The organism is Burkholderia sp. L-4 (genome assembly GCF_056856535.1).
This window is the reverse complement of record NZ_JBXEOX010000002.1, coordinates 2,048,743-2,071,290: the sequence shown is the minus strand read 5'-3', so window position 1 is coordinate 2,071,290 and position 22,548 is coordinate 2,048,743. Positions and strand designations below refer to the sequence as shown.

Below are 22,548 nucleotides of genomic sequence, written 5' to 3'. Positions count from 1 at the left end.
AAGGCCGGTTTTTTCGTACCGCATGCCGCAAGCGGCGCTCGCGCGCCGCGCGACATCAGAAGCGGTGGATCAGGCCGACGCCGACGCCGATCTGGTTCTGCTTCGAACCTGCGCCCACGCCGTCGCCGATCGACGTCGTGGCCACCTGGACGCCGCCAGTCTTGCTCAGCGTGTTGCCGCTGGCGTGCTGGTAAGCCTCGACCGCGTACAGGCCCGTGCGCTTCGACAGGCTGTAGTACTGCGACAGCGTGACCTGGTGGTACTTGGCCGAGCTCGTGATGCCGTTCGACTGCGTTGCCGCCGTGTACGAGTAGCCCGCCGCGAAGTCCCACTGAGCCGCTGCCTTCCAGTGCAGCACGGCGCCAGCCGTGTTGAAGATCGCCGTGTTGCGGAACGACGAACCGACGCCCGGCGTGTACTGGACGTTCGAGTACGACGCCGAAATGTCCCATGCCGGCGTGAACTGGTAGCCCGCCGTCACGGCGACACGTTGCTGCGATTGCGCGGTCGCGTAGCCGTTGTTGATCGACGAGACTGCCGGCTGGTTGCCGTCGCCCGTTGCCGTCAGGCCGTTCTGGACCGTCGAGTTCGCGCCCCACGCGCCGCCACCCAGCGTCGCGTTGTTGACCTTCTGGTAGCCGACCGCGATGCCTGCCGGGCCGTTCAGGTACTGGATCGCCGCGCTCCACGTCGAGCCGCGGTTCGTCGCGCCTGCCACGCCGCCGAACGAGTACGAACCGCCGACCGTGAAGCCGTAGAACTTCGGCGACATGTAGACGAGCGAGTTGTTCGCGCGGTAGCTGGTATCCAGCGAATCGATATCGCCCGGGTGCGCGCCGTAATAGCCGGTCAGCCAGGTCGTCGGGCTGTACGGCGACAGCAGCGTGTAGTACGCGGTGTACTGGCGGCCGGCCGTCAGCGTACCGTACGTGGCGTTGGTCATCCCGACCCATGCCTGGCGCGTGAAGATGCCGTTGGTCCACTGCGACGAGCCGTTAGCCGTGTTGACGCCGGCTTCCAACTGGAAAATCGCCTTCGTGCCGCCGCCGAGATCTTCGCTGCCCTTCAGGCCGAAGCGGCTGCCTGCCCACACGCCGGTGGACATTTGCACCTTCGAGTGACCACCCGAGACCGCGCCGGTGCTCGACGAGTTGTTCTGCCAAGCGATACCGTTGTCGACGATACCGTACAGGGTCACGCTGCTCTGGGCGTGGGCGGCGGTAGCGGCTGCAAGGCCCACTGCCGTCATGGCGAAAGCGACGCGCTTTTTCATTGATTCTCCGTCCTCAAAGAATGATTTCTTTTCTGGTGTGGTTTTATGACTGACACATGTGCGAGTACATGCCGACGCGATTCTGACGGATTACCAATCGTTTCCCAACATGTGCAGTCGGTCATCGTATGATCGACGCAACGCGCGGGTTCACCAAGCGGTTACATAACACCTGAAAACGCTTACGCGGTGGGCCTTTCCGGCATTTCCCGGTGAAAACCCTAGCTTTACATTTTTACTGGTGCAACACGACCGTCCGATGTTGTCAGACGCCTTCGGCAAAAAATCATCTTACAAATGCGCGATCGCAGCTGACGCAGCGATTCACGCCGCCGCGCAGGATCGCTGACGTTCATGACACCCATGTTTCGCGAAACGAAATCATGAAAACGTTTCAGTTCGTGTGGGGAAAATCGGACAGGACGGGCCCGGCGAACGCGGGCCGAAGGGGATGCCGGCGCGCCGCGCCGGCGCGTGTCAGCGTGATGCCGGGCCGGCGAGCCGCGCGGCCACCGCGTCCGCCAGCGCGGTCGTGCGCGCCCGGATCGCCGCGTTCGAGCCGACCAGCGCGAGCGACGACGCCATGATCCGGTAGATGCGCTTTCTCGGCACCTTGGCCGGCTTCGCCGGATCGAGCCAGGCATCGTGGCCGGCCAGCAGCTCGAGCGTTTCGAGGCCGATCATGATCGGCCACAGGCACGCGAGCCGCAGCCGCACGAAACGGCGCGGGATCGCGAGTGTGTACCGGCACGCGTCGCGATACTGGTCGAGCGTCACGCGCAACAGGTCGACCAGCACGCCGCGCGCGCGCGCCGACGCGTCCGGTTGCATCAGGTCGGCCACGCTCAGCCCGTGCGCGCCCAGCACGTCGTCCGGCAGATAGCAGCGGCCGATGCGCAGGTCCTTCGCGCAGTCGCGCAGGATGTTGGTCATCTGCAGCGCCTTGCCGAACCGGATGCCCTTCCCGCGCATGTCCGGCAGGTCCCAGCCGCGCGCGGCGCGCGTGTGCGCGCCCGTCATGTCGGTCCAGAACTCGCCGACGCAGCCGGCGACGAGGTACGTGTAGCGGTCGAGCGCGTCGCGCGTCGGCAGCGACGCGACCTGCCCCGACTGCTCGTCGGGGAACGTGCGCAGGTCGAATTCCATCCCCGACGTGAGCGTCGCGACGACCTTGCGGATCGACGCGCGATCCGCATCCGGCTGCGCGCGCAACAGCGCGAGCATCGGCGTCATCGAGCCGAGCAGCACATGTTCGTGCGAATCGGTCTGCATCCGCGTCACGTCCTCGAGCGCGCGCGACAACGCCACGCCGTGGCCGAGGCGCTCGATCTCGTCGCGCAGGCCGGTCAGCAGCGCCGCACGGCGATCGGGCGCGACGAGCGCGGTGTCGGCGATCGTGTCGGCCGCGCGCGCGAGCAGGTACGCGAGGCCGACCGGGTCGCGCATGCCGTCGGGCAGCACGCGCAGCGTCAGGTAGAAGGAGCGGGAAACGTTCTTCAGCAGGTCGCCGAGCAGGAAGGCGGAATCGGTTCGAGTCGTCATGGGTCGGGGAAAATCGGCCGGCGCGGGCCCCGGACGCCCACGGGCGCCGGGCGCCCGCGCCGGCCGCGAGTCGCCGCATCGTCGCGTCAGGCGGGCGTCCGCCCCGGCGCGGCGATGCAAAATTCCCGCAAGTTTAGTGCATCCGGCGCGCGGGCCGCCGGCGGCGGCCGGATCGCGGCGCCCGCCAGGCCATCGTCGACGCCCCCGCCACGCGCATCGCGACCTGAAAAAGCAGAATGGAAAGGTCGAAGTAATACATATGTAATTATTCGGTGCGACGATCGCGCACCGTTCGATCCCGTGCGGCACGGCCCCCTGCCGCGCCGACGGACCGACCGCCCCTTTTCCGACTCCCGTTTCGAAGGTTCATCGACATGCTCTTCAAGCGCCCGACCTCTCCGCGCTACGTCCCGTTCGCCTGTGCCGCCGCGTTCCTGCTCGCCGCGTGCGGCGGCGACGATCTGACGCGCGATCCCGCCCAGCCGATTTCCGCGAAGGTCCAGGTGGTCGGCCATCGCGGCGCGAGCGCGCTGCGCCCCGAACACACGCTGGCGTCGTACCGCAAGGCGATCGAGGACGGCGCGGACGTGATCGAGCCCGACCTCGTGCCGACGCGCGACGGCGTGCTCGTCGCGCGCCACGAGAACGAGATCTCGGGCACGACGAACGTGTCCGCGCTGCCGCAGTTCGCGAGCCGCAAGGCGACCAAGACGATCGACGGCGCGCAGCTGACCGGCTGGTTCACCGAGGATTTCACGCTCGCCGAACTGAAGACGCTGCGCGCACGCGAGCGCATTCCGCAGGTGCGCCCCGCGAACACCGCGTACAACGACCAGTTCGAAATCCCGACGTTCGACGAGATCGTCGCGCTCGCGAAGCAGATGTCCGCGCAGACCGGCCGCACGATCCACCTGTATCCGGAAACCAAGCATCCCACCTACTTCCAGTCGATCAACCTGCCGCTCGAGGACCGTCTCGTCGACGCGCTGCTGAAGGATACCTATACGTCGCGCACGGCGACCGTCTACATCCAGTCGTTCGAGGTCGCGAACCTGAAGACGATCCGCAACCGGATCAAGTCGACCCAGCCGAACTGGAAGCTCGTGCAGCTGATGGACGAAGCCGGCCAGCGCCCGTACGACTTCGTGAAGGCGAACGACAAGCGCACCTACGGCGACCTGTCGACGCGCGACGGCATGCGCGAGATCGCGACCTATGCGAACGGCGTGGGGCCGTACAAGACGTCGATCATCGCGGTCGCCGCGGACGGCACGCTGCAGCAGCCGACACCGTACGTGCGCGACGCGCACGAGGCCGGCCTCGTCGTGCATCCGTACACGTTCCGCCCGGAGAACAACTTCCTGCCCGCGTCGCTGAAGGATGGCGGCACGCCGGCCACGCGCAACACGGCGGGCTCGGTGCGCGAGATCCAGGCGTACCTGCGCGCGGGTATCGACGGCTTCTTCACCGACGATCCGGCCGTCGGCCGCACGGCCGTCGATACGTTCAAGCGCTGACACGCGCGAACCGGGCGCGGCGCGCCCGGTCGCACCGTATCGGTCAGATCACGTTGAAGTGGTGCGTGCCGTCCCGCTTCAACTGGTCGACCAGCCCGTATTCCCAGTCGAGATACGCCTGCATCGCGGCGGCCGCATTGTCGGTGCCTTCGTACGGGCGCCGGTAGCGGTCAACGCGCGGCGACGCGAGACGCGTCTCGCCGCTTTCGAGCGGCAGTCCGGCGTCGATCCACGCGGCCGTGCCGCCGGTCAGCACCGCGATGCCGGCCGACGCCGGCAGCAGCGCACGCGCATCGTCCGCCGCGAACCGCGCCAGCAGGCTCGATCCGCACGTGAACACATAGCGCTTCGCCGGCGGGATCGCGGCAAGCGCGTCACGCAACTGCGCACGCACGGCGAACCACGCGCCCGGAACATGGCGCTTCACGTAATTCGCGCTGGCCGTCACGTCGACGATCGCGAGTTCGCCGGGCGCCGCTTCCTTCAGCCAGCCCGCGAGCGTCGCGGGCGACACCTCGGTCGCGGGCGGCGTCGCCGGCACGTCGCGCGGCGGCTGGCCGCGCTCGCCGAACGCCGCCGCGCCGGCCGGTTCCACGACGCGCACGTCCCAGCCCATCTGCGCGAGCCACGACGCGGTCATGTCCGCGCGCACGCCGTCGTCGTCGGCGAGCACGATCCGCGCGCCGCGCACGGCCGCGTGATGATCGGTCTCCTGCACGAGCTGGCCGCCCGGCGTGCTCAGGAAGCCCGGCAGGTGGCCGGCCTCGTATTCCTCCGGCGTGCGCACGTCGAAGCGGTACAGCGTGCGGCCCGGCTCGTCGAGCGCCGCGACGTCGGCCAGCGCGATCCGCGGCACGCCGGCGCGTTCGGCCACCGCCCGGGCGGCCTGGCGCGCTTGCGCGCGCTGCGTCGCGTCGATCTCGTCCGGAAAGCGACGCGCCGCGCCATGCTCGAGCGTCTGGCCGGCCAGCGTCCAGCCGATCGTGCCGTTGCGCAGTGCCGCGACCGGATTCGGCAGCCCCGCGTTGACGAGCGACTGCGTGCCGATGATGCTGCGCGTGCGGCCCGCGCAGTTGACGATCACCTGCGTCGCCGGATCCGGCGCGAGCGCGCGCACGCGCAGCACGAGTTCCGCGCCCGGCACGCTCGTCGACGTCGGGATGGTCATCGTCTGGTATTCGTCGAACCGGCGCGCGTCGACGATCACGACGTCGGCCTTCGCATCGATCAGCGCCTGCACCTCCTGCGCCGAAAGCGACGGCGTATGACGCTCGGCTTCGACCCATTCGCCGAACGACTTGCTCGGCACGTTCACGTCGATGAACAGTTCGCCGCCCGCGGCCAGCCAGCCGGCGAGACCGCCGTCGAGCAACCGCACGTCGGTGTAGCCGAGCTGCGCGAGCTTCTCGGCCGCGCGCGGCGCGAGATCCTCGCCGCCCGCTTCGCCGAACACGACGATCGGCGTGTCGCGGCGCGGAATCCGCGTCCACGCGTCGAGTTCGAGTTTCGACAGCGTAAAATTGGCGGCCCACAGCGGATGGCCCCGCGCGTACGGATCTTCCTCCCGTACGTCGATCAGCGCGAGCTCGTCGCGGGCCAGCAGCCGCGCGCGCACCTCCTGGTACGACGCGACGGGAAAACGGGAAAGGGAATCGGCGGATTGCGTCACGATGTCTCTGAAAACGTTGAAGTCGGTGAAAAAAGCGAAACGGGTCGATTCTGGTGCTGCCGGCGCATGCCCGCAACGGGCCGCGCCGACGGGCTCCGCGTCAGGCATTCGAATAACCCGACACGAAAGGCTTCACGGTGCCGTCGTCCAGGAACACGGCACGCTCGACCTTGCCGATGTTCGCGCCGTACACGTGGATGCTGATCGACACGCGATCGGCGAACGCGTTGGTCACGCGATGCACGTCGCCGATGCGCGGCGACACGGCTTCGACCTCGCCCGGCGCCAGCCGCACGGCGTCGCCGGCCGGCACCGGCTTGCCTGCCGCGTCGAACCGGTAAGGCTGCGAGAACTCGCCGCCGCGCAGCATCCCGATCAGCCCCCACACCGTGTGGTTGTGGATCGGCGTCGTCTGGCCGGGCCCCCACACGAAGCTGACGACCGAGAACCGCTCGTCCGGGTCGAGATGCAGCAGGTATTGCCGATAGCGCTCGGGATCGGGCTGCGCGAACGCGTCGGGCAACCAGTCGTCGTGTTCGACGAGGGCGGCGAGCAGCGCGCCGCCCTCGTCGAGAATGCGCGCCTCGTTCGCGCCGGACGCGAGCAGCGTGCCCAGACCGTCGACGAACGGACGCAGCGGCGTCTGCTGCAACGAAAGCGTACTCATCGGCCGTCTCCTCGAATATGATGCCGAATATGATGGATCGTCATGATGCACCCGAAAGACCATGCAGAACAAACATGAAAATTAGCGATATCGATGCTTTTGCAGCGGTCGTCCGCTGCCAGACCCTGAGCCAGGCCGCGGCCGAGCTCGGGATGACGCAGCCCGCGATCACGCGGCGCGTCCAGAATCTCGAGGAAGCGCTCGGCGTGACCCTGCTCGACCGCAATACGAAGCCGCCGCGCCCGACCGACATCGGCCGGCGGGTCTTCGAGCAGTGTCGCGCGATCCTGCGCGAGGTCGATGCGCTGCGCGAGCTGACGGCCGGCGAGCAGCCGCCCGCCGGCGAATTCCGGCTCGGGCTCACGCAGGGACTCGGCGAACTGATGCTGCCCGCCCTGATCGCCGAACTCGCCGCGCAGTGGCCGGCGCTCGCGACCCAGGTCGCGACGGCCTGGGGCGGCGCGCTCGTCGAGCGCGTCGCGCGCCGCGAACTCGACGCGGCGCTCGTATTCCTCGCACGCGAGATGGTGCTGCCGGCGCACGTCGAGGGCGAACGGCTGCTCGCCACGCGGCTCGTCGCGGTCGGCCGCAAGGGCGACTGGCCGCGCCGCAGCTACCGGCTCGCCGATTGCCACGCGCGCGGCTGGGTGCTCAATCCCGACGGCTGCGGCTTTCGCGCGGGGCTGCGGCGCGCGCTCGACGCGCAGGGCCTGCCGATGCCGGTCACGCTCGACGCCTACGGCCGCGACCTGCAACTGCAGAGCGTCGCGAACGGCTTCGGTATCGGGCTGATGCCGCTGCCGCTCGTCGAAGGCAGCCCGCTGCGCGACGCGCTCGACATCGTGCCGCTCGCCGATTTCAAGCCGCAGATCGATCTGTGGCTGCTGCGCCGGCACGATGCGGCCCGCTTCGACGCGCCGCTCGCGGCCGTCGCCGCGCACGCGCGCACGGCGTTCGCGGTGCCCGAGCAGTCGCACGGCAAGGCGGCTTGACCGGACGGGGCGGCGCCTGCTGCGCGCCGCCCGGTTTCCCTGCGCGGCAACCCTGCCGCGCTCACGCATCGGGTCGACCACGTTCGGCGTCGTCGCGTGGCGCTGCGCCCGCCCCGGCCGTCGTGTCGCTCGCGCTCGCCGCGTCGAGCGCTGCCCGCCCCGCCGCCACCGCGATCGCGTCGTCCTGCGGCGTATGCACGCGGCTGCACAGCACGTCGCGATAGTGGCGTTCGAGCGGATTGGCGCGGCTCAGCCCATGATTGCCCGACAGCTTCAACGCCTGCTCGACCGTGCGGATCGCGTGCTCGGTCACGGTTCGCTTGACGAGGCCGCTCGTCGTGACCGACGGCGCATTGCCCGCATCGGTGCGCGCGACGAGATCGTCGAGCAGCACGCGGTTCGTGTGCAGCCAGCCCTCGATTTCGCCGACCGCTTCCTGCACGCGCGGCAACGTCGCGAGCGGCGCACCGAGCCCGCTCGGCGCACGCGTCGTCGCGAATTCGACCAGCCAGTCGCGCGACGCCCGCGCGACCGCGTCGTACAGGCTGCCGAGCAGCACGACCATCCACGCCTGCTGGTCGGCCTGCGCGTCGGCATCCGCATGGGTCGCGGCCGACACGGCCCACTCTCCCGGTGCACGCACGTCGACCGCGTGATCGGCCGGCAGCCGCACGTCGTCGAAGACGACTTCGTGGCTGCCCGATGCGCGCAAGCCGAGGTGGTTCCAGCTTTCGATCACGCGGATGCGCTCGCCATCGGCGTCACGGTCGCGCGGCACGAGGAACACGCCGACGCGCGGCTCCCGTTCGTCGGTGCGCGCCCACACGGCCAGCCAGCGCAGTGCCGGAATGCCGGTGCTGTAGAGCTTGTGGCCGGACAGCCGCCAGCCGTCGCCGTCGCGGCGCGCGATGGTGGCCGGCAGCCCGCCGCGCGACGGCGATCCGAGCGCCGGCTCGACGCGCAGCGCGTTGATCAGCGCGCCGTGCGCAACCGCGCTGCCGAACACCGCGCGCCGCACCGGGGCCGGCCAGCGGTTGTCGGCGCGGCCGAGCGCGCGATGCTGCAGATAGGTCATCGTCAGCACCAGCGCGGTCGCCGGATCTGCCCGCGCGACGGCGGCCACGATCCGGCTCGCCCGCGCGAGCGTCGCACCGCCGCCGCCATGCTCGCGCGGCACGACCTGCGCGATCAGCCCCGCGCGATGCAGCCGCGCGAAGTTCTCGTGCGGAAAACGGCCGTCGGCGTCGTTGCGGGCCGCATCGGCGGCCAGGTCGGGCGCGAGGCGGTCGAGCAGCGCGGCGACGCGTGCGTCGTTCGCATCGTCGGCCGGGTCGGCAGGCAGGAGACGCAGCGCAGGCTGCGGTGACGGCGAGGAAGCGGCAAGGCTGGCGGACATCGAGACGGATTCCCTGGGGAGTGCAAACACGGCGCCAACGCGCGCCCGATCATTCACGAGCCCACAGCGTATGCGTAACGCAATCCGGCCCAAACCATGCAAATCTGATATTCAAATCGGGATTGATTATTTCCGTTCCGCATGATCCCGGCGTTAACCTGCGCTCCATTCCTGCCCGGCCGTGCGCCGGGACATCCCCGCACCGGAGACCCAGATGAGCGTCGAATTCATCGGCATGATCCAGAGCCAGAAGCAGTCGGAAATCCACCCGGCGTCCGGCCCCGTGGTCGATCCCGACTACGTGCGCGACTTCGCGCGCGCCCACGAAACGGCCGGCTTCGACCGGATCCTCGTGCCGCATCATTCGACCGGCCCGTCGGCGACGCTGACGATCGCGTTCGCCGCGGCCGCGACCGAGCGCATCCACTTCATGCTCGCGCATCGTCCGGGCTTCACCGCGCCGACGCTCGCCGCGCGGCAGATCGCGACGCTCGACCAGTTCAGCCGCGGCCGGCTCGCCGTGCACTTCATCTCCGGCGGCTCGGACAGCGAGCAGCAGCGCGACGGCGATTTCCTCGACCATGACGCGCGTTATGCACGCACCGACGAATACCTCGGCATCCTGCGGCGGATCTGGACCGAAGCGCAGCCGTTCGATCACGACGGCGCGCACTATCGGTTCACGCAGGGTTTTTCGGAAGTGAAGCCGTTCCAGCAGCCGCATGTGCCGATCTACTTCGGCGGCGCGTCGGAAGCCGCGCTCGCGGTGGCCGGCAAGCACGCGGACGTCTATGCGCTGTGGGGCGAGTCGCTCGACCAGGTGCGCGACCTGACCACCCGCGTGCGCGCCGAAGCCGCGAAGCACGGCCGGCAGGTGCGCTTCTCGGTGTCGTTCCGCCCGATCCTCGCCGCGACCGAAGACGAAGCGTGGGCGCGCGCGCACCGCATCCTCGACGAAACGCGCCGCCTGCGCGAAGCGGCCGGCCTCGGCGCCGGCGGCCCGCAGCAGAGTGAAGGCGCGCGCCGCCTGCTTGCCGCGGCCGATCGCGGCTCGCGCGTCGACAAGCGGCTGTGGACCGAGATCGCGAAGCTCACCGGCGCGCGCTCGAACTCGACGGCGCTCGTCGGCACACCCGAGCAGGTCGCCGATGCGCTGCTCGACTACTACGACCTCGGCGTGACGACCTTCCTGATCCGCGGCTTCGACCCGCTGGAAGACGCGATCGACTACGGCCGCGAACTGATTCCGCGCGTGCGCGGCGCCGTCGCCGCCCGCGACGCCGCACGTCGCGCCGCCTGAGCCCAACGGAGCGATACCTCATCATGTCCGCCGTCCTGTCCTCGCCCGTGCGCACCGCATCGGGCCTCGAACTCGCCGAAGCGCCGCGCCAGCATTTCTGGTTCGACCCGACCGCGCCGCGCATCGACGTCGCCGCCGAGCGCCGCCACCGGCAGGAGCGGCTCGCGGCCGCGTTCCGCTTGTTCGCGCGCTTCGGTTTCGCGTCGGGCCTCGCCGGCCACATCACCGCGCGCGATCCGGAGCTGCCCGATCACTTCTGGGTGAACCCGCTCGGCGTGCATTTCTCGCAGATCAAGGTGTCCGACCTGCTGCTCGTGAATGCCCGCGGCGAGACCGCGATCGGCACGCGGCCGCTGAACAAGGCCGCATTCGCGATCCATGCGGCGATCCACGAAGCCCATCCGCACGTCGTCGCCGCGGCGCACACGCACTCGACCTACGGCAAGGCGTGGTCGACACTCGGCCGTCCGCTCGATCCGCTCACGCAGGACGCATGCGTGTTCTACGAGGATCACGCGCTGTTCGACGATTTCACGGGGATGGTCGTCGATACCAGCGAAGGCGCACGGATCGCCGATGCGCTCGCGAAACCGGACGGCAGCACGCACAAGGGCGTGATCCTGAAGAACCACGGGATCCTGACGGCCGGCCCGACGGTCGAGGCCGCCGCATGGTGGTACATCGCGCTCGACAACGTCGCGCACACGCAGTTGCTGGCGGAAGCGGCCGGCACGCCGCAGCCGATCGATCACGCCACCGCGCGCCACACGCACGGCCAGATCGGCGGCCCCGACGGTGCGCTGCATGCGTTCGACAGCCTGTTCGCGCGCGTCCTCGCCGACGAACCCGACCTGCTCGACTGAGCGCCTTTCCGCAAGACCGGAGACCAGACGATGACCCACACCACCGCACCCGCGCCCGCCGGCGCGCACGACGACAAACGCCGCCGGCTGCTGCGCGCGGCCGGCGCCGCCGCGCTCGCCGCGCCGGCGATCACGCTTGGCCGCAAGGCATGGTCCGCGCCGCCGCTGAAGAAGCTCACGTTCGCGTGGAACCAGAACGCGTTCTGCCTGACGCCGATCGTCGTCGCGCAGGAGCGCGGCTTCTTCGAGAAAAACGGCCTGAAGGTCGAGCTGATCAACTACAGCGGCTCGACCGACCAGCTGCTCGAATCGATCGCGACCGGCAAGGCCGATGCGGCGGTCGGGATGATCCACCGCTGGCTCAAGCCGCTCGAAGCCGGCTTCGACGTGAAGATCATCGGCAGTTCGCACGGCGGTTGCGTGCGGCTGCTCGGCGCGAAGGCGGCCGGCGTCACGACGCTGCAGGCGCTGAAGGGCAAGACGGTCGGCGTCAGCGATCTGGCCGCGCCCGGCAAGCACTTCTTCTCGATCCTGCTCGCGAAGAACGGGATCGATCCCGAGCGCGACATCACCTGGCGGCAGTATCCGGCCGACCTGCTCGGCGTCGCGGTCGACAAGGGCGAGATTCACGCGATCGCCGACGGCGACCCGAACCTCTATCTGCTCGAGAAGCGCAGCAACGGCGCGTACACGGAACTCGCGACGAACCTGTCCGGCGAATACGCGCGCAAGGTGTGCTGCGTGATCGGCGCGCGCGGCGATCTCGTCCGCAACGACCGGCCGTCGGCCGCCGCACTCGCGCGCTCGATCGTGCAGGCCACCGAATACACGCACGACAACCCGAACGAAGCCGCGAAGGTGTTCGCGAAATACTCGCCGAAGATCGACCCCGAGGATCTGCGCAAGCTGTACGCGACGCTCACCTATACGCATCACCCGACCAACGTCGACCTGCAGCAGGAGATCGCGTTCTATGCGGACGACTTCCGCCGCATCAGCGTGCTGAAGAAGAGCACGGACCCGCAGCGCTTCGCGCAGCAGGTCTACGCCAACGTACTGGGGTAACGCGATGTCGACGATCGAGCACGCTTCCGCCGCCCGCACTGCGCCGGTACCTGCCGGCGGCAGTGCCGCCCCGTCCGCGCGCGTCGCCTGCACGGCCTGCGAAGCCACGCAGGCCGCCGAAGCGCGCCGCGCTCGCCTCTGGCCGACCGGGATCGTCGCCGCATTCGCGTGGGCCGCGCTCGGCGCGCTCACGCAACTGTGGCCGAACCGCATCGTCGGCTTCAGCGACTGGGCGTACACCGACACGTTCGGCACGGCCGCGTGGACGATCGCCGCACTGCTGCTGGCCGCCGCGACGCTCGGCCATCTCGTCCCCGCCACGCGCACGCGGCTCGCCCGCGTACGCCCGGCCGGCCCGTGGCTCGTCGCGTTGCCGCTCGTGCTCGCCGCGTGGGAGATCGTCACCGCGAAAACCGGCTGGCTGCCGACGCCGTTCTTCGCGCCGCCGCAGGCGCTGATCGAGGTCTACGTCGACGACTGGCCGCGACTCGCGGGCAGCGCCGGCAATACGCTGAGGCTGCTCGCGCTCGGGTTTGCGTACGGCGTCGCGGTCGGCTTCGCGGTGGGCGTGTCGATCGGCTGGTCGCGCCGGATCGGCTACTGGGTGCATCCGGTGCTGCGCGTGCTCGGCCCCGTGCCGGCCACCGCGCTGCTGCCCCTCACGTTCTACTTCTTCCCGTCGAGCTATTCGGCCGCCGCGTTCCTGATCGCGCTCGCCACCGGCTTCCCGGTCGCGGTGCTCACGTGGTCGGGCGTCGCGAGCGTCAACAAGCAGTACTACGACGTCGCGCGCACGCTCGGCGCGAACGCGCGCTTCCTCGTGCTGCGCGTCGCGATTCCGGCCGCGCTGCCGCACGTGTTCGTCGGCATCTTCATGGGGCTGAGCGCGTCGTTCACGGTGCTGGTCGTCGCGGAAATGATGGGCGTGAAATCGGGGCTCGGCTGGTACCTGAGCTGGGCGCAGGGCTGGGCGTCGTACGTGAACATGTATGCGGCGCTGATCGTGATGGCGCTGCTGTTTTCCGGGCTGATCGCGCTGCTGTTCGCGGTGCGCGACCGTGTGCTCGCGTGGCAGAAAGGAACCGTCAAATGGTAAGCGCCGCCGTGCTGGACTCCCCCGTTGCCGCCGCACCCGCCGTCACCGCGCCGCGCGGCGCGCGCATCGACATTCGCCGCGTGAGCCATGCGTTCGACGGGCCCGGCGGTGCGCTGCCGGTGCTCGACGACGTCACGCTGTCGGTCGCGGCCGGCGAATTCGTCGCGCTGCTCGGCCCGAGCGGTTGCGGAAAATCGACGCTGCTGCGCCTCGTCGCGGGGCTCGACGCGGCACGGCAAGGCCGCATCGCGCAGGACGGCGTGCCGATCGAGCGCCCCGATCCGTCGCGCATCGTCGTGTTCCAGGACCCGACGCTGTACCCGTGGCGGCGCGTGCGCGCGAACGTCGCACTCGGCCTCGAAGCGCGCGGCGTGGCGCGCACCGCGCAGCATCGCGTCGACGATGCGCTCGCGCGCGTCGGGCTGCAGGACTTCGCGAACGTGTTCCCGCATCAGCTGTCCGGCGGGATGGCGCAACGCGTCGCGCTCGCCCGCGCGCTCGTCAACGATCCGCGCCTGCTGATTCTCGACGAGCCGCTCGGCAAGCTCGATTCGCTGACGCGGCTCACGATGCAGGCCGAGCTGACCGCGCTGTGGCAACGCGACGGTTTCTCCGCGCTGCTCGTCACGCACGACGTCGAGGAAGCGCTGTTCCTCGCGCAGCGCGTGATCGTGTTCGGTCCCCGCCCGGCACGGATCGTCGCCGAATTGCACGTCGACCTGCCCTACCCGCGCCATCGCGGCGACCCGCGCCTCGCCGAATTGCGCCACGACGCGCTGCGGCATCTCGGACTCGACGCGAGCTGGTAGATGCCGGGTGCCGTTCGACGTCCGGTCGCTGCCCGGCTCTGGCGCGTGCGATGAACGCACCGCTCTTCTCCGACTGGGCGATCGCGTTCCTGCAACTGCTGTATCGCGCGCAAATCGCGCTGGCACGTGTGCTGCACGCGCTCGGCCTGACGGCGGACGCGGACGGTCAGGGCGCGTGGCCATGGGCGCACCGTATCGCGCTCGAAACGCTGCGCATCGATGCCGGACTGACGCGGCAACTCGCGTTCGCGTGCGCAGCGACGGCACTGGCGGTCGTGCTCGCGTGCATCGCGCTCGTTTCGCGCAGGCGGCGTGTCGCCTCCGCGCTCGCCGCGCTGGCCGTCGCGTGGTTCGCGCCGTGGCCGCCGTTGTCGCTGTGGCTCGCGCCGGCCGTGCCGACGAGCTTCCAGCGCGATCCCGCGCCGTTTTCCGTATCGAGCGTGATGCGCGGCGCGCACCTGTATGCGCAACACTGCGCCGCGTGCCATGGCGCGGACGGCCGTGGCGAAGGGCCGCTCGCGGCCACGCTCGCGCACTGGCCGCCGACCTTTGCCGGCACGCTGCTCGCGCGGCGCCTCGACGGCGAACTGTTCTGGCGCGTGCGGCACGGCACACGCGACGAGCACGGCGCGTCGACGATGCCCGGGTTCGCCGCGACACTCGGCCCGCAGGACACGTGGGCCGTGCTCGACTACCTGAAGGCGCTGGCCGCGGGCAGCGGCGCACAGGCGGAAGGCGCATGGCCGGTGCCCGTCCCACTGCCGGCGCTCGACGTGCGCTGCGGCGACGCCGCGCCGCAACCGCTCGATCGCTGGCGCGAAGGCCAGCGCGTGCGGATCGTCGCGCTCGCGCCGGGCGCGCCGCCGCCGCCGGAAGACGCGCGCTGGCAAACCTTGCTCGTCACCGAACGCGGCGCGTCCGTCGCGGCGCCCTCGACCGGCACGCGCGCGAACTGCGTCGCGACGACGCCCGATACGTGGCGCGCGTTCGCCACGATTGCCGGCATCGCGCCCGATGCGCTCGGCGGCACGCAACTGCTCGCCGATCGCCGAGGCTGGCTGCGGGCGCGCGCGTTGCCGGGCAGCGCCGGCTGGTCGGATACCGACCTGCTGTGCCGCTCGAGTGCGGCGGCACGACCGACCGTGCCGGCCGCCGGCGGCGACGCGCTGACCGCCCTGCTGCTGCGCGTCGACACCGAACCCGTGCGCGACGTGCAGGCCGGGCTCCCGCATTGAATCCCTGAACCCGTTCTTCCAACCGAACTCCACGATGAATCCGACCCGACGCCATTTCCTCGCACAGGCGAGCGCCCTCGCCACGATCGCCGCGGCGCCTGCCGCACTGCGCGCGCAATCGGGCGCACGGCCGCTGCTGCGCGCCGGCGACCAGAAAGGCGGGCTGCGCGCGCTGCTCGAAGCGGCCGGCGAACTGAACGGCCTCGCGTACGACATCGCGTGGACCGAATTCCCGGCCGCCGCGCCGCTCGCCGAAGCCCTGAACGCGGCGGCCGTCGACTGCGGCCCGATCGGCGACGCGCCGGTGATCTTCGCGCTCGCGTCGGGCGCCCGCATCAAGGTGATCGGCGCGAACCGTTCCGATCCGTACGGCACGGCCGTGCTCGTGCAACCCGACGCGGCGCTGAAAGGCGCGGCCGACCTGAAGGGCAAGCGCATCGGCACCACGCGCGGCTCGATCGGCCATTTCGTCACGCTGAAGGCGCTCGACGCGGCCGGCCTGCCGCCCGATGCGGTGTCGTTCCGCTTCCTGCCGCCGGCCGACACGATGCTGGCGCTCGCCACCGGTTCGATCGACGCATGGGCGACCTGGGAGCCCTACACGGCGCTCGCCGAAACGAGCGGCCGCGCACGCGTGCTGGTCAACGGCCGCGGGCTGTGGTCGGGCCTCAGCTATCTCGCGGCGACCGACGCGGCGATCGCGTCGAAGCGCGACGTGCTGCACGATTTCCTGCGGCGCGTCGTGCGCGCGCAGACGTGGTCGTACCGGCACGTCGACGCGTATTCGGCGGCGCTCGCGCGCATCATCGGCATTCCGCCGGCCGCCGCGAAGCTGCAGTTCGAGCGCCGCAACACGCGCTGGCTGCCGATCGACGCGACGGTGATCGCCGAACAGCAGCGCACGGCCGACTTCTACCTGAAGGCCGGGCTGCTGCGCCAGCCGCTCGACGTGCGCACGACGTTCGATACGGGCTTTCCGCTCGCCTGAACGGCCGCGCGGCAGCGTGCAACGGCCCAAACGGCTTCGGCACGATCTGGCACAATCGCGATTCGACCATCCCGCGTTCAGCCAGCGTCATGCCAGCCATCACCGAACTCTTCGTCTATCCGATCAAATCCTGCGCCGGCATCGCGCTGACGCGTGCGCAACTGCTCGAAACGGGCCTCGCGTACGACCGCCACTGGCTGATCACCGATCCCGACGGGCAGATGATCACGCAGCGCACGCACCCGCGCCTCGCGCTGATCCGCACGGCATTCGACAACGACGCGCTCGTGCTGAACGCGCCGGGCATGCCGGAAATCCGCACGCCGCTCGACGGCGACGCATCGCCCGCGACGCCCGGGATGGCGGCGACCGTCTGGCGCGACACCGTCGACGCGATCGACACGGGCGCCGACACGGCCGCCTGGCTCACCGAATACCTCGGTACGCCGACGAAGCTCGCGCGCTTCGGGCCCGACGCGCGCCGCGGCTGCAACCGCAAATGGACCGGCGAGATCGAGACGCACACGCAGTTCGCGGACGGCTATCCGCTGCTCGTGATCGGCCAGTCGTCGCTCGACGACCTGAACGCGCGGCTCGCCGCGAAAGGCGCGCCGGCGATTCCGATGAACCGCTTCCGCCCGAACATCGTCGTGTCGGATCTCGACGCGTACGAGGAGGATTTCGTCGAACACCTCGACGCCGACGGCGACACGCCGGTGCGGCTGCGCCTCGTGAAGCTGTGCACGCGCTGCCCGATGCCGACGATCGACCAGGCCACCGGCGCGCCCGACCCCGCGTGGCCGCACGAGCCGACCGACACGCTGCAGACCTATCGCGCGAACCCGAACCACGACGACGCGCTGACGTTCGGCATCAATGCGATCGTCGTCGAAGGCGCCGGTGCGTGGCTCGAAATCGGCCAGCCGGTCGAAGCGGAGATCGGGTTCGGCGACTGAGCCGGACCACCGCCCTTTCCCGTCCCGCGTTCTCACGCGCGATCACGCGGCGCGCGGCACCGCCTCGGTCGCCGCCGCCGGTAGCCGGATCGTCACGATCAGTCCGCCGCCGGCCGCATCGGCCAGCGTCACGCTGCCCTGATGCACGCGTGCGATCTCCCGCACGATCGACAACCCGAGCCCCGTTCCCTCGACCGTCTGCGTCTTGCTGCCGCGATGGAAACGCTCGAACACCGCGTCGCGCTCGTCCGCCGGGATGCCCGGCCCGTTGTCGATCACGTCGAGCCGCGCGTGCTCGCCGTCGCGCGACACGCGCACCGTGATCACCGCGTGGTCGCCCGCATAGCGGATCGCGTTGTCGATCAGGTTGCCGACCATCTCGCCGAGCAGATCGGGCTGCCCGAGCACGTCGACATCGGCCTCGTGCTCGAAGCCGAGATCGATGTCGCGCGCCCGGGCGACCGGCGACCAGTCGAGCGTCACGCTGCGCGCGAGCCGGTGCAGTTCGACCGGCTTGTGCGCGACCGCATGGCCGCTGTCCGAATCGAGCCGCGACAGCGACAGCAGTTGCTGGACGATCTTCGCGGCCTGCCGCACCGCGCCGTTCGCACGCCGCAGGTGCCCGTTCGCGCGCGGCTGCTCGTCCGGCCGCAGCGCGAGTTCGACGCCGGCCTGCACGGCCGCGAGCGGCGTCTTCAGCTGATGGGCCGCATCGGCGAAGAAGCGGCGCCGCGCGACCTGCATCCGCTGCGTGCGGCCGATGTACTGGTTGATCGAATCGACGAGCGGCGTGAGCTCGCTCGGCATCGCACCGGTATCGAGCGGCGTCGTGTCGTCCTCGCTGCGCGCGGCCACGGTGGCCGACAGCCGGTTCAGCGGCCGCAGCCCGCGCCCGACGCCGAGCCACACGATCCCGAGCGCGAGCACGACGAGCAGGCCCTCCTGCAGCAGCGACCCGACCAGGATCTCGCGCGCGAGCGCCTGGCGCGCCTCGATCGTCTCGCCGACCATCACCCACACGATGCGCGACTGCGCGGTCGGCACGTCGTGCACCGGGATGCGCAGCGCGGCCATCCGCAACTGCTCGCCGCGATACACGACGTCGTAGTAGCGCGTGACGAACAGTTCGCCGTCGCCCGCGTCGCGTCCCTGCGGCAGCGGCAAGTCCGGGTAGCCGGTGATCGTGTGGCCGTTGTCCTCGCGGATCAGGTAGTAGATCTTGCCGCCGTCGCTCGATTCGAGCATTTCGAGCGCGAGATACGGCAGGTCGACCTCGATCTCGCCGTCGTTGAGCCGCACGCCTTCGCGGATCGACTTCAGCGACGACGACAGCGTACGGTCGAATGCGACGTGCGCGGCGTTCATCGCGCGCTGGTACGTGAGCCACGAGTCGAGCGCGAGCAGCCCGAGCAGCGGCAGCAGCAGCCACAGTGCGACCTGCGTGCGCAGGTTCGGGCGAATCATTCGTCGTTCTCCGCCTTCGCTTCGAGCAGATAACCGAGCCCGCGCAGCGTGACGATCGCGACACCCGTGTTCTCCAGCTTCTTGCGCAACCGGTACACGTAGATTTCGATCGCATCGGCATTGACCGACTCGTCGAGCCCAAAGATCTTCTCCGACAGCGTGTCCTTGTTGATCGCGCGGCCGTTGCGCAGGATCAGCACCTCGAGCACCGAGCGCTCGCGCGGCGTGAGCGACAGCGGCTCGCCCGCGAGATGGAAGCTGCGATCGATGCTGTCGTACGAAAGCGGCCCGCATGCCACGAGCGAATGCTCGTGACCGAGGCTGCGCCGGATCAGCGCGCGGGCGCGCGCCTCCAGCTCGGTCAGCTCGAACGGCTTCGCGAGATAGTCGTCGGCGCCGAGATCGAGCCCCTTCACGCGGTCCTCGACCGACCCGTGCGCGGTGAGGATCAGCACCGGCACCGGGTTGCGGCGCGCGCGCAGCCGCCGCAGCACCTCCAGCCCGTCGAGCTTCGGCAGCCCGAGATCGAGGATCACCAGCGCGTAATCCTGCGTGCGCAGCACGTGGTCCGCCGCCTCGCCGTCCGCCATGTGATCGACCGCGAAGCGCGCGGCGCTCAGCGCATCGCTCAGCGACTGGGCCAGGTTCGGATTGTCTTCGACGAGCAGCACGCGCATGGGGATTCCGGTAAGGTCAGCGACAGGCCGCTACATTACATGATCCTTTCCATGTCGACGCCTCGCGGAAACACGGGTTGCGCGGGGGCCGCCAAGCCGCCGCGCGCGCCGCCGACGGCCGCCGCTCAGCGTTCCGCCGCGGGATGACCGGGCGCCGCGAAGCGCGCATCGCCGGCCGCGCGCCGCTCGCGAAAGCCGACGACCACCGCGACGAACGCGACGCTCGCGCCGGCCGTCACGACGATCATCGGGTGCGCGGTGCCGTCCGACAGCCACGCCAGCACGCCGCCGCACGCGGCCGTGATCGCCATCTGGATAAAGAAGAACAGCCCCGATGCGGTGCCGGCGATCTGCGTATACGGCTGCATCACCGCGAACTGGCACGCCGGAATCGCGATCCCGACCGCGATCATCACGACGAACATCGGCACGACCAGCGCGGCCACCGACATCGGGGCGAGCGCGCCGCCGGCCCACAGCATGGCGGCGCCGGCCAGATTCACGGCGGCCGCCGCCGCGATGACCGAATCGGCTTGCCAGCGCCCGCCGGTCCGCGCGAACGCGCTCGAGCCGATCAGGTAGCCGAACACGGTCACGCCGAAGATCGCCGCATAGACCGGGCCGGACACGCCGATCTGCCGCTGGAACAGCGTCGACGATTCCGCGATGAACGGGTAGTACGTGCAGTAAACGAAGCTGATCGTGAGCGAGTAGCGCAGGAAACGTCGCTCGCGCAGCAGGCCGGCGTAGGTCCGCAGGAGCCCGGGGCCCGGCGCCGGCCGCGCGACCTGTTCGCGCGTCTCGGGCAGCGCGCGCAGCACCATCGCGGTCGCGACCAGCCCGCCCGCCGCGAGCCATCCGAACACGCCGCGCCAGCCGAGCCACGCGGCGATCGCGCTGCCTGCCAGCGGCGCGACCACCGGCGACAGCGCCATGCCGGCCGAGATATGGCCGAGCATCGTGGCCTGCGTCGCGGCCGGAAAGCGCTCGCGCACGATGACGCGGCCGATCACCGTGCCGGTGCAGCCGCCCAGCGCCTGAAAGATGCGCGCGACGATGAGGGCCGCGACGCCGCTCGACAGCGCGCACGCCACGCTCGCGACGACGTACACGCACAGACCGCCGAGCAGCACGGGACGGCGCCCGTAACGGTCGGACAACGGCCCCGACACCAGCATCGACAGCGCATAGCCGACCATGTAGAGGGTAAGCGTGAGCTGCAATTGGGCGTCGGTGCCGTGCAGCGCGTCCGCCATCGCGGGCAGCGACGGCAGGTATGCATCGATCGTGACGCGCGGCAGGCACACGACGAGCATCAACAGGAACAACCAGCCCCGCTGGGGCAATGAGCGTGTCTTCATGCGGCAAGTCCGTTTCCGGTCCGAGGAGAAAGGGTCGACAGCAATCTAAGGGGAAAGTGATATAAGCTGAAGGGCCATTAAATCGACCACCTACTGGACCACTATGCCGCGAGGCAAAGCCGCGATTCCGCTCGACCTGCCGCGCCCTTCCGGGCTGTCGGCCGGCAGCCCGTCGTCGAAGCAGGAATGCATTGCCGACACGATTCGCGACGCGATCCTGAAGCGCCTGCTGCCTGCCGACAGCCCGCTGCCGTCCAGCCGGACGCTGGCCGTGCGCTGGGACATCGCGCGCGGCACCGTCGAAGCGGCGTACGACATCCTGTGCGCCGAGGGCTACATCGCCCGCACGCGAGGGTCCGGCACGCGCGTCTGCGCGGTGGTGCCGGACAGCTATCTGCGCGCGGCCGCGCAGCCTCGTCCCGGCAACGCACACCGCGAGCCGGCAGGCGGCCCGGACGAGTCCGAATCCGAACACGGCGTGCGCCCGGGCGTCCCGTTCGTCGCGCGGCTCGCCGATCCCGGCCTGATGCCGATGCAGCAATGGAAGAAGGCGCTCGGCGCGAGCCTGCTTGCCGCGACGGCCAACGAGCTCGGCGCGACGCCCGCGCAAGGCGTCGACAGCCTCCGCGACGAAATCGCCGCGTACCTGCGCGAATATCGCGGCATTCCGTGCGACGCCGGCGACATCTTCATCACGACCGGCATCCGCCATTCGATCGACCTCGTCGCGCGCACGGTGCTCGCGCCGGGCTCGACGGTACTGATGGAAGATCCCGGCTACGTGTCGGCGTGGCAGATCTTCACGATCGCGGGCGCGACCGTGATCGACGTGCCGGTCAATCGGGAAGGCATCGACACGGCGTCGCTGCACCGGCATCCCGATGCGCGTGCCGTCTACGTGACGCCCGCGCATCAGGCACCGCTCGGCGTCACGATGTCGGTGTCGCGCCGGCTCGAACTGCTCGACTGGGCGCAGCGCGGCCGCACGTGGATCGTCGAAGACGACTACGACGGCGAATTCAGCTACCAGACCGCCCCGCTGCCCGCGCTGAAATCGCTCGACGCGTGCGACCGCGTGATCTACTGCGGCTCGTTCAACAAGACGCTGTTCTCGGGGCTGCGCATCGGCTTCATGGTCGTACCGAAAGCGCTGCGGCCGGCGCTGTCGGCCGTGTGGCATGCGACCGCGCGCGCGGTCGGCGCGGCGCCGCAACTGGCGCTGGCCCGCTTCATCGCCAGCGGCGATTTCGCGAAGCACCTGCGCGCCGCGCGGCACGCGTACCGCCAGCGGCGCGACATCGTGCTCGAGCAGCTGGCGAAGCACGCCGGCGGACGGTTCGCGGTATCCGGCGAGCACGCGGGCTTTCATTTCGTGCTGTGGCTGCCGCCCGGGACGGACGACGCGACGGTTGTCGCCCGGGCCCGCGCGGCCGGCATCGCGTTGCAGCCGATCCGCGAATTCTGCCGAAGCGCCCGGCGTGAAGCGGGTGTCGTCGTCGGATATTCCGCGCTGACGGCCGCGCATGCACGGCATGGCGGCCGGATCCTCGGCCAGTTGCTGGCGGCCTCCGCCTAGCGGTCGTTGCGGTCGTTGCGGGCGTTCCCGCGCCTGCCCGGCCCCGCTTCTGTTCCCGTCCGAACCATGCCGCACGCCGCGCAACCCGCGGCGGCGGCCGCC

At 70.2% G+C, this 22,548-nt stretch carries 19 protein-coding genes; 11 read left to right on the top strand and 8 right to left on the bottom strand.

Annotation, left to right across the window (positions count from 1 at the left end; translation table 11 throughout):
* Nucleotides 1-55: 55 nt before the first annotated feature.
* Together AC1VVG_RS26095 and AC1VVG_RS26090 are read right to left on the bottom strand one after the other, a co-directional pair.
* Nucleotides 56-1,273, bottom strand: coding sequence for a porin (locus AC1VVG_RS26095; protein ID WP_049034896.1), 1,218 nt, complete (start codon nt 1,271-1,273; stop codon nt 56-58).
* A 477-nt stretch (nt 1,274-1,750) separates the two neighbouring features.
* Complete coding sequence (locus tag AC1VVG_RS26090; protein ID WP_482836668.1) at nt 1,751-2,815, bottom strand: phytoene/squalene synthase family protein; 1,065 nt, start codon at nt 2,813-2,815, stop codon at nt 1,751-1,753.
* Between the two features lie 374 nt (nt 2,816-3,189).
* Here AC1VVG_RS26090 and AC1VVG_RS26085 point away from each other — a divergent pair, with 374 nt between their 5' ends.
* Nucleotides 3,190-4,332 carry a glycerophosphodiester phosphodiesterase gene (locus tag AC1VVG_RS26085; RefSeq protein WP_482836666.1) on the top strand — a complete coding sequence of 381 codons (1,143 nt, stop codon included), beginning with the start codon at nt 3,190-3,192 and terminating at the stop codon, nt 4,330-4,332.
* A gap of 43 nt (nt 4,333-4,375) precedes the next feature.
* Here the strand turns inward: AC1VVG_RS26085 and AC1VVG_RS26080 are convergent, their stop codons facing one another.
* Entirely contained in the window at nt 4,376-6,001 is a 1,626-nt protein-coding gene (locus AC1VVG_RS26080) for a rhodanese-related sulfurtransferase (protein WP_482836664.1), read from the bottom strand.
* Between the two features lie 100 nt (nt 6,002-6,101).
* On the bottom strand, nt 6,102-6,668 hold the full coding sequence (locus tag AC1VVG_RS26075) for a cysteine dioxygenase family protein (RefSeq protein ID WP_034191515.1): 567 nt from the start codon (nt 6,666-6,668) through the stop codon (nt 6,102-6,104).
* 17 nt (nt 6,669-6,685) lie between these two features.
* Between AC1VVG_RS26075 and AC1VVG_RS26070 the strand changes: the two genes are divergently transcribed.
* The gene (locus AC1VVG_RS26070; RefSeq protein ID WP_185733047.1) at nt 6,686-7,660 is read left to right on the top strand and encodes a LysR family transcriptional regulator; all 975 of its coding nucleotides are present in this window, start codon (nt 6,686-6,688) and stop codon (nt 7,658-7,660) included.
* 61 nt (nt 7,661-7,721) lie between these two features.
* On the opposite strand, the gene AC1VVG_RS26065 is transcribed toward AC1VVG_RS26070, so the two are convergent.
* Entirely contained in the window at nt 7,722-9,056 is a 1,335-nt protein-coding gene (locus AC1VVG_RS26065) for an acyl-CoA dehydrogenase family protein (RefSeq protein ID WP_482836662.1), read from the bottom strand.
* Nucleotides 9,057-9,270: 214 nt separating this feature from the next.
* Between AC1VVG_RS26065 and AC1VVG_RS26060 the strand changes: the two genes are divergently transcribed.
* From AC1VVG_RS26060 to AC1VVG_RS26025, 8 genes are all read left to right on the top strand, one after another.
* Complete coding sequence (locus AC1VVG_RS26060; protein WP_049032552.1) at nt 9,271-10,356, top strand: LLM class flavin-dependent oxidoreductase; 1,086 nt, start codon at nt 9,271-9,273, stop codon at nt 10,354-10,356.
* A gap of 23 nt (nt 10,357-10,379) precedes the next feature.
* Entirely contained in the window at nt 10,380-11,219 is an 840-nt protein-coding gene (locus AC1VVG_RS26055) for a class II aldolase/adducin family protein (RefSeq protein WP_124608397.1), read from the top strand.
* 30 nt (nt 11,220-11,249) lie between these two features.
* Entirely contained in the window at nt 11,250-12,284 is a 1,035-nt protein-coding gene (locus tag AC1VVG_RS26050; RefSeq protein WP_034191520.1) for an ABC transporter substrate-binding protein, read from the top strand.
* Nucleotides 12,285-12,288: 4 nt separating this feature from the next.
* Nucleotides 12,289-13,380 (top strand): ABC transporter permease, encoded by a 1,092-nt coding sequence (locus AC1VVG_RS26045; RefSeq protein ID WP_482836659.1) that lies wholly within the window; start codon nt 12,289-12,291, stop codon nt 13,378-13,380.
* Complete coding sequence (locus AC1VVG_RS26040) at nt 13,374-14,189, top strand: ABC transporter ATP-binding protein (RefSeq protein ID WP_124669373.1); 816 nt, start codon at nt 13,374-13,376, stop codon at nt 14,187-14,189. Before AC1VVG_RS26045 ends, AC1VVG_RS26040 begins: the two co-directional genes overlap by 7 nt.
* Nucleotides 14,190-14,239: 50 nt before the next feature.
* A complete protein-coding gene (locus AC1VVG_RS26035; RefSeq protein WP_482836657.1) occupies nt 14,240-15,424 on the top strand; it encodes a c-type cytochrome in 1,185 nt (394 codons plus the stop codon).
* 34 nt (nt 15,425-15,458) lie between these two features.
* Nucleotides 15,459-16,412 carry an ABC transporter substrate-binding protein gene (locus AC1VVG_RS26030; RefSeq protein ID WP_034191524.1) on the top strand — a complete coding sequence of 318 codons (954 nt, stop codon included), beginning with the start codon at nt 15,459-15,461 and terminating at the stop codon, nt 16,410-16,412.
* Nucleotides 16,413-16,501: 89 nt separating this feature from the next.
* Entirely contained in the window at nt 16,502-17,368 is an 867-nt protein-coding gene (locus AC1VVG_RS26025; protein ID WP_049029624.1) for an MOSC domain-containing protein, read from the top strand.
* A gap of 42 nt (nt 17,369-17,410) precedes the next feature.
* Here AC1VVG_RS26025 and AC1VVG_RS26020 read toward each other — a convergent pair whose 3' ends face one another.
* From AC1VVG_RS26020 to AC1VVG_RS26010, 3 genes are all read right to left on the bottom strand, one after another.
* Nucleotides 17,411-18,832, bottom strand: coding sequence for a sensor histidine kinase (locus AC1VVG_RS26020; protein WP_069705316.1), 1,422 nt, complete (start codon nt 18,830-18,832; stop codon nt 17,411-17,413).
* On the bottom strand, nt 18,829-19,509 hold the full coding sequence (locus AC1VVG_RS26015) for a response regulator (protein WP_069705315.1): 681 nt from the start codon (nt 19,507-19,509) through the stop codon (nt 18,829-18,831). The genes AC1VVG_RS26020 and AC1VVG_RS26015 overlap by 4 nt, the downstream gene beginning before the upstream one ends.
* Before the next feature lie 125 nt (nt 19,510-19,634).
* Entirely contained in the window at nt 19,635-20,870 is a 1,236-nt protein-coding gene (locus tag AC1VVG_RS26010; RefSeq protein WP_482836656.1) for a multidrug effflux MFS transporter, read from the bottom strand.
* Nucleotides 20,871-20,973: 103 nt separating this feature from the next.
* Here AC1VVG_RS26010 and pdxR point away from each other — a divergent pair, with 103 nt between their 5' ends.
* Nucleotides 20,974-22,446, top strand: coding sequence for a MocR-like pyridoxine biosynthesis transcription factor PdxR (gene pdxR / locus AC1VVG_RS26005; protein WP_482836655.1), 1,473 nt, complete (start codon nt 20,974-20,976; stop codon nt 22,444-22,446).
* The last annotated feature ends 102 nt before the right edge of the window (nt 22,447-22,548 follow it).

Coding starts and splice junctions, on each gene's coding strand:
- AC1VVG_RS26095 (WP_049034896.1), bottom strand. CDS start 1,273: ATGAAAAAGCGCGTCGCTTTCGCCATGACGGCAGTGGGCCTTGCAGCC.
- AC1VVG_RS26090 (WP_482836668.1), bottom strand. CDS start 2,815: ATGACGACTCGAACCGATTCCGCCTTCCTGCTCGGCGACCTGCTGAAG.
- AC1VVG_RS26085 (WP_482836666.1), top strand. CDS start 3,190: ATGCTCTTCAAGCGCCCGACCTCTCCGCGCTACGTCCCGTTCGCCTGT.
- AC1VVG_RS26075 (WP_034191515.1), bottom strand. CDS start 6,668: ATGAGTACGCTTTCGTTGCAGCAGACGCCGCTGCGTCCGTTCGTCGAC.
- AC1VVG_RS26070 (WP_185733047.1), top strand. CDS start 6,686: ATGATGCCGAATATGATGGATCGTCATGATGCACCCGAAAGACCATGC.
- AC1VVG_RS26065 (WP_482836662.1), bottom strand. CDS start 9,056: ATGTCCGCCAGCCTTGCCGCTTCCTCGCCGTCACCGCAGCCTGCGCTG.
- AC1VVG_RS26060 (WP_049032552.1), top strand. CDS start 9,271: ATGAGCGTCGAATTCATCGGCATGATCCAGAGCCAGAAGCAGTCGGAA.
- AC1VVG_RS26055 (WP_124608397.1), top strand. CDS start 10,380: ATGTCCGCCGTCCTGTCCTCGCCCGTGCGCACCGCATCGGGCCTCGAA.
- AC1VVG_RS26050 (WP_034191520.1), top strand. CDS start 11,250: ATGACCCACACCACCGCACCCGCGCCCGCCGGCGCGCACGACGACAAA.
- AC1VVG_RS26045 (WP_482836659.1), top strand. CDS start 12,289: ATGTCGACGATCGAGCACGCTTCCGCCGCCCGCACTGCGCCGGTACCT.
- AC1VVG_RS26040 (WP_124669373.1), top strand. CDS start 13,374: ATGGTAAGCGCCGCCGTGCTGGACTCCCCCGTTGCCGCCGCACCCGCC.
- AC1VVG_RS26035 (WP_482836657.1), top strand. CDS start 14,240: ATGAACGCACCGCTCTTCTCCGACTGGGCGATCGCGTTCCTGCAACTG.
- AC1VVG_RS26030 (WP_034191524.1), top strand. CDS start 15,459: ATGAATCCGACCCGACGCCATTTCCTCGCACAGGCGAGCGCCCTCGCC.
- AC1VVG_RS26025 (WP_049029624.1), top strand. CDS start 16,502: ATGCCAGCCATCACCGAACTCTTCGTCTATCCGATCAAATCCTGCGCC.
- AC1VVG_RS26020 (WP_069705316.1), bottom strand. CDS start 18,832: ATGATTCGCCCGAACCTGCGCACGCAGGTCGCACTGTGGCTGCTGCTG.
- AC1VVG_RS26015 (WP_069705315.1), bottom strand. CDS start 19,509: ATGCGCGTGCTGCTCGTCGAAGACAATCCGAACCTGGCCCAGTCGCTG.
- AC1VVG_RS26010 (WP_482836656.1), bottom strand. CDS start 20,870: ATGAAGACACGCTCATTGCCCCAGCGGGGCTGGTTGTTCCTGTTGATG.
- pdxR (WP_482836655.1), top strand. CDS start 20,974: ATGCCGCGAGGCAAAGCCGCGATTCCGCTCGACCTGCCGCGCCCTTCC.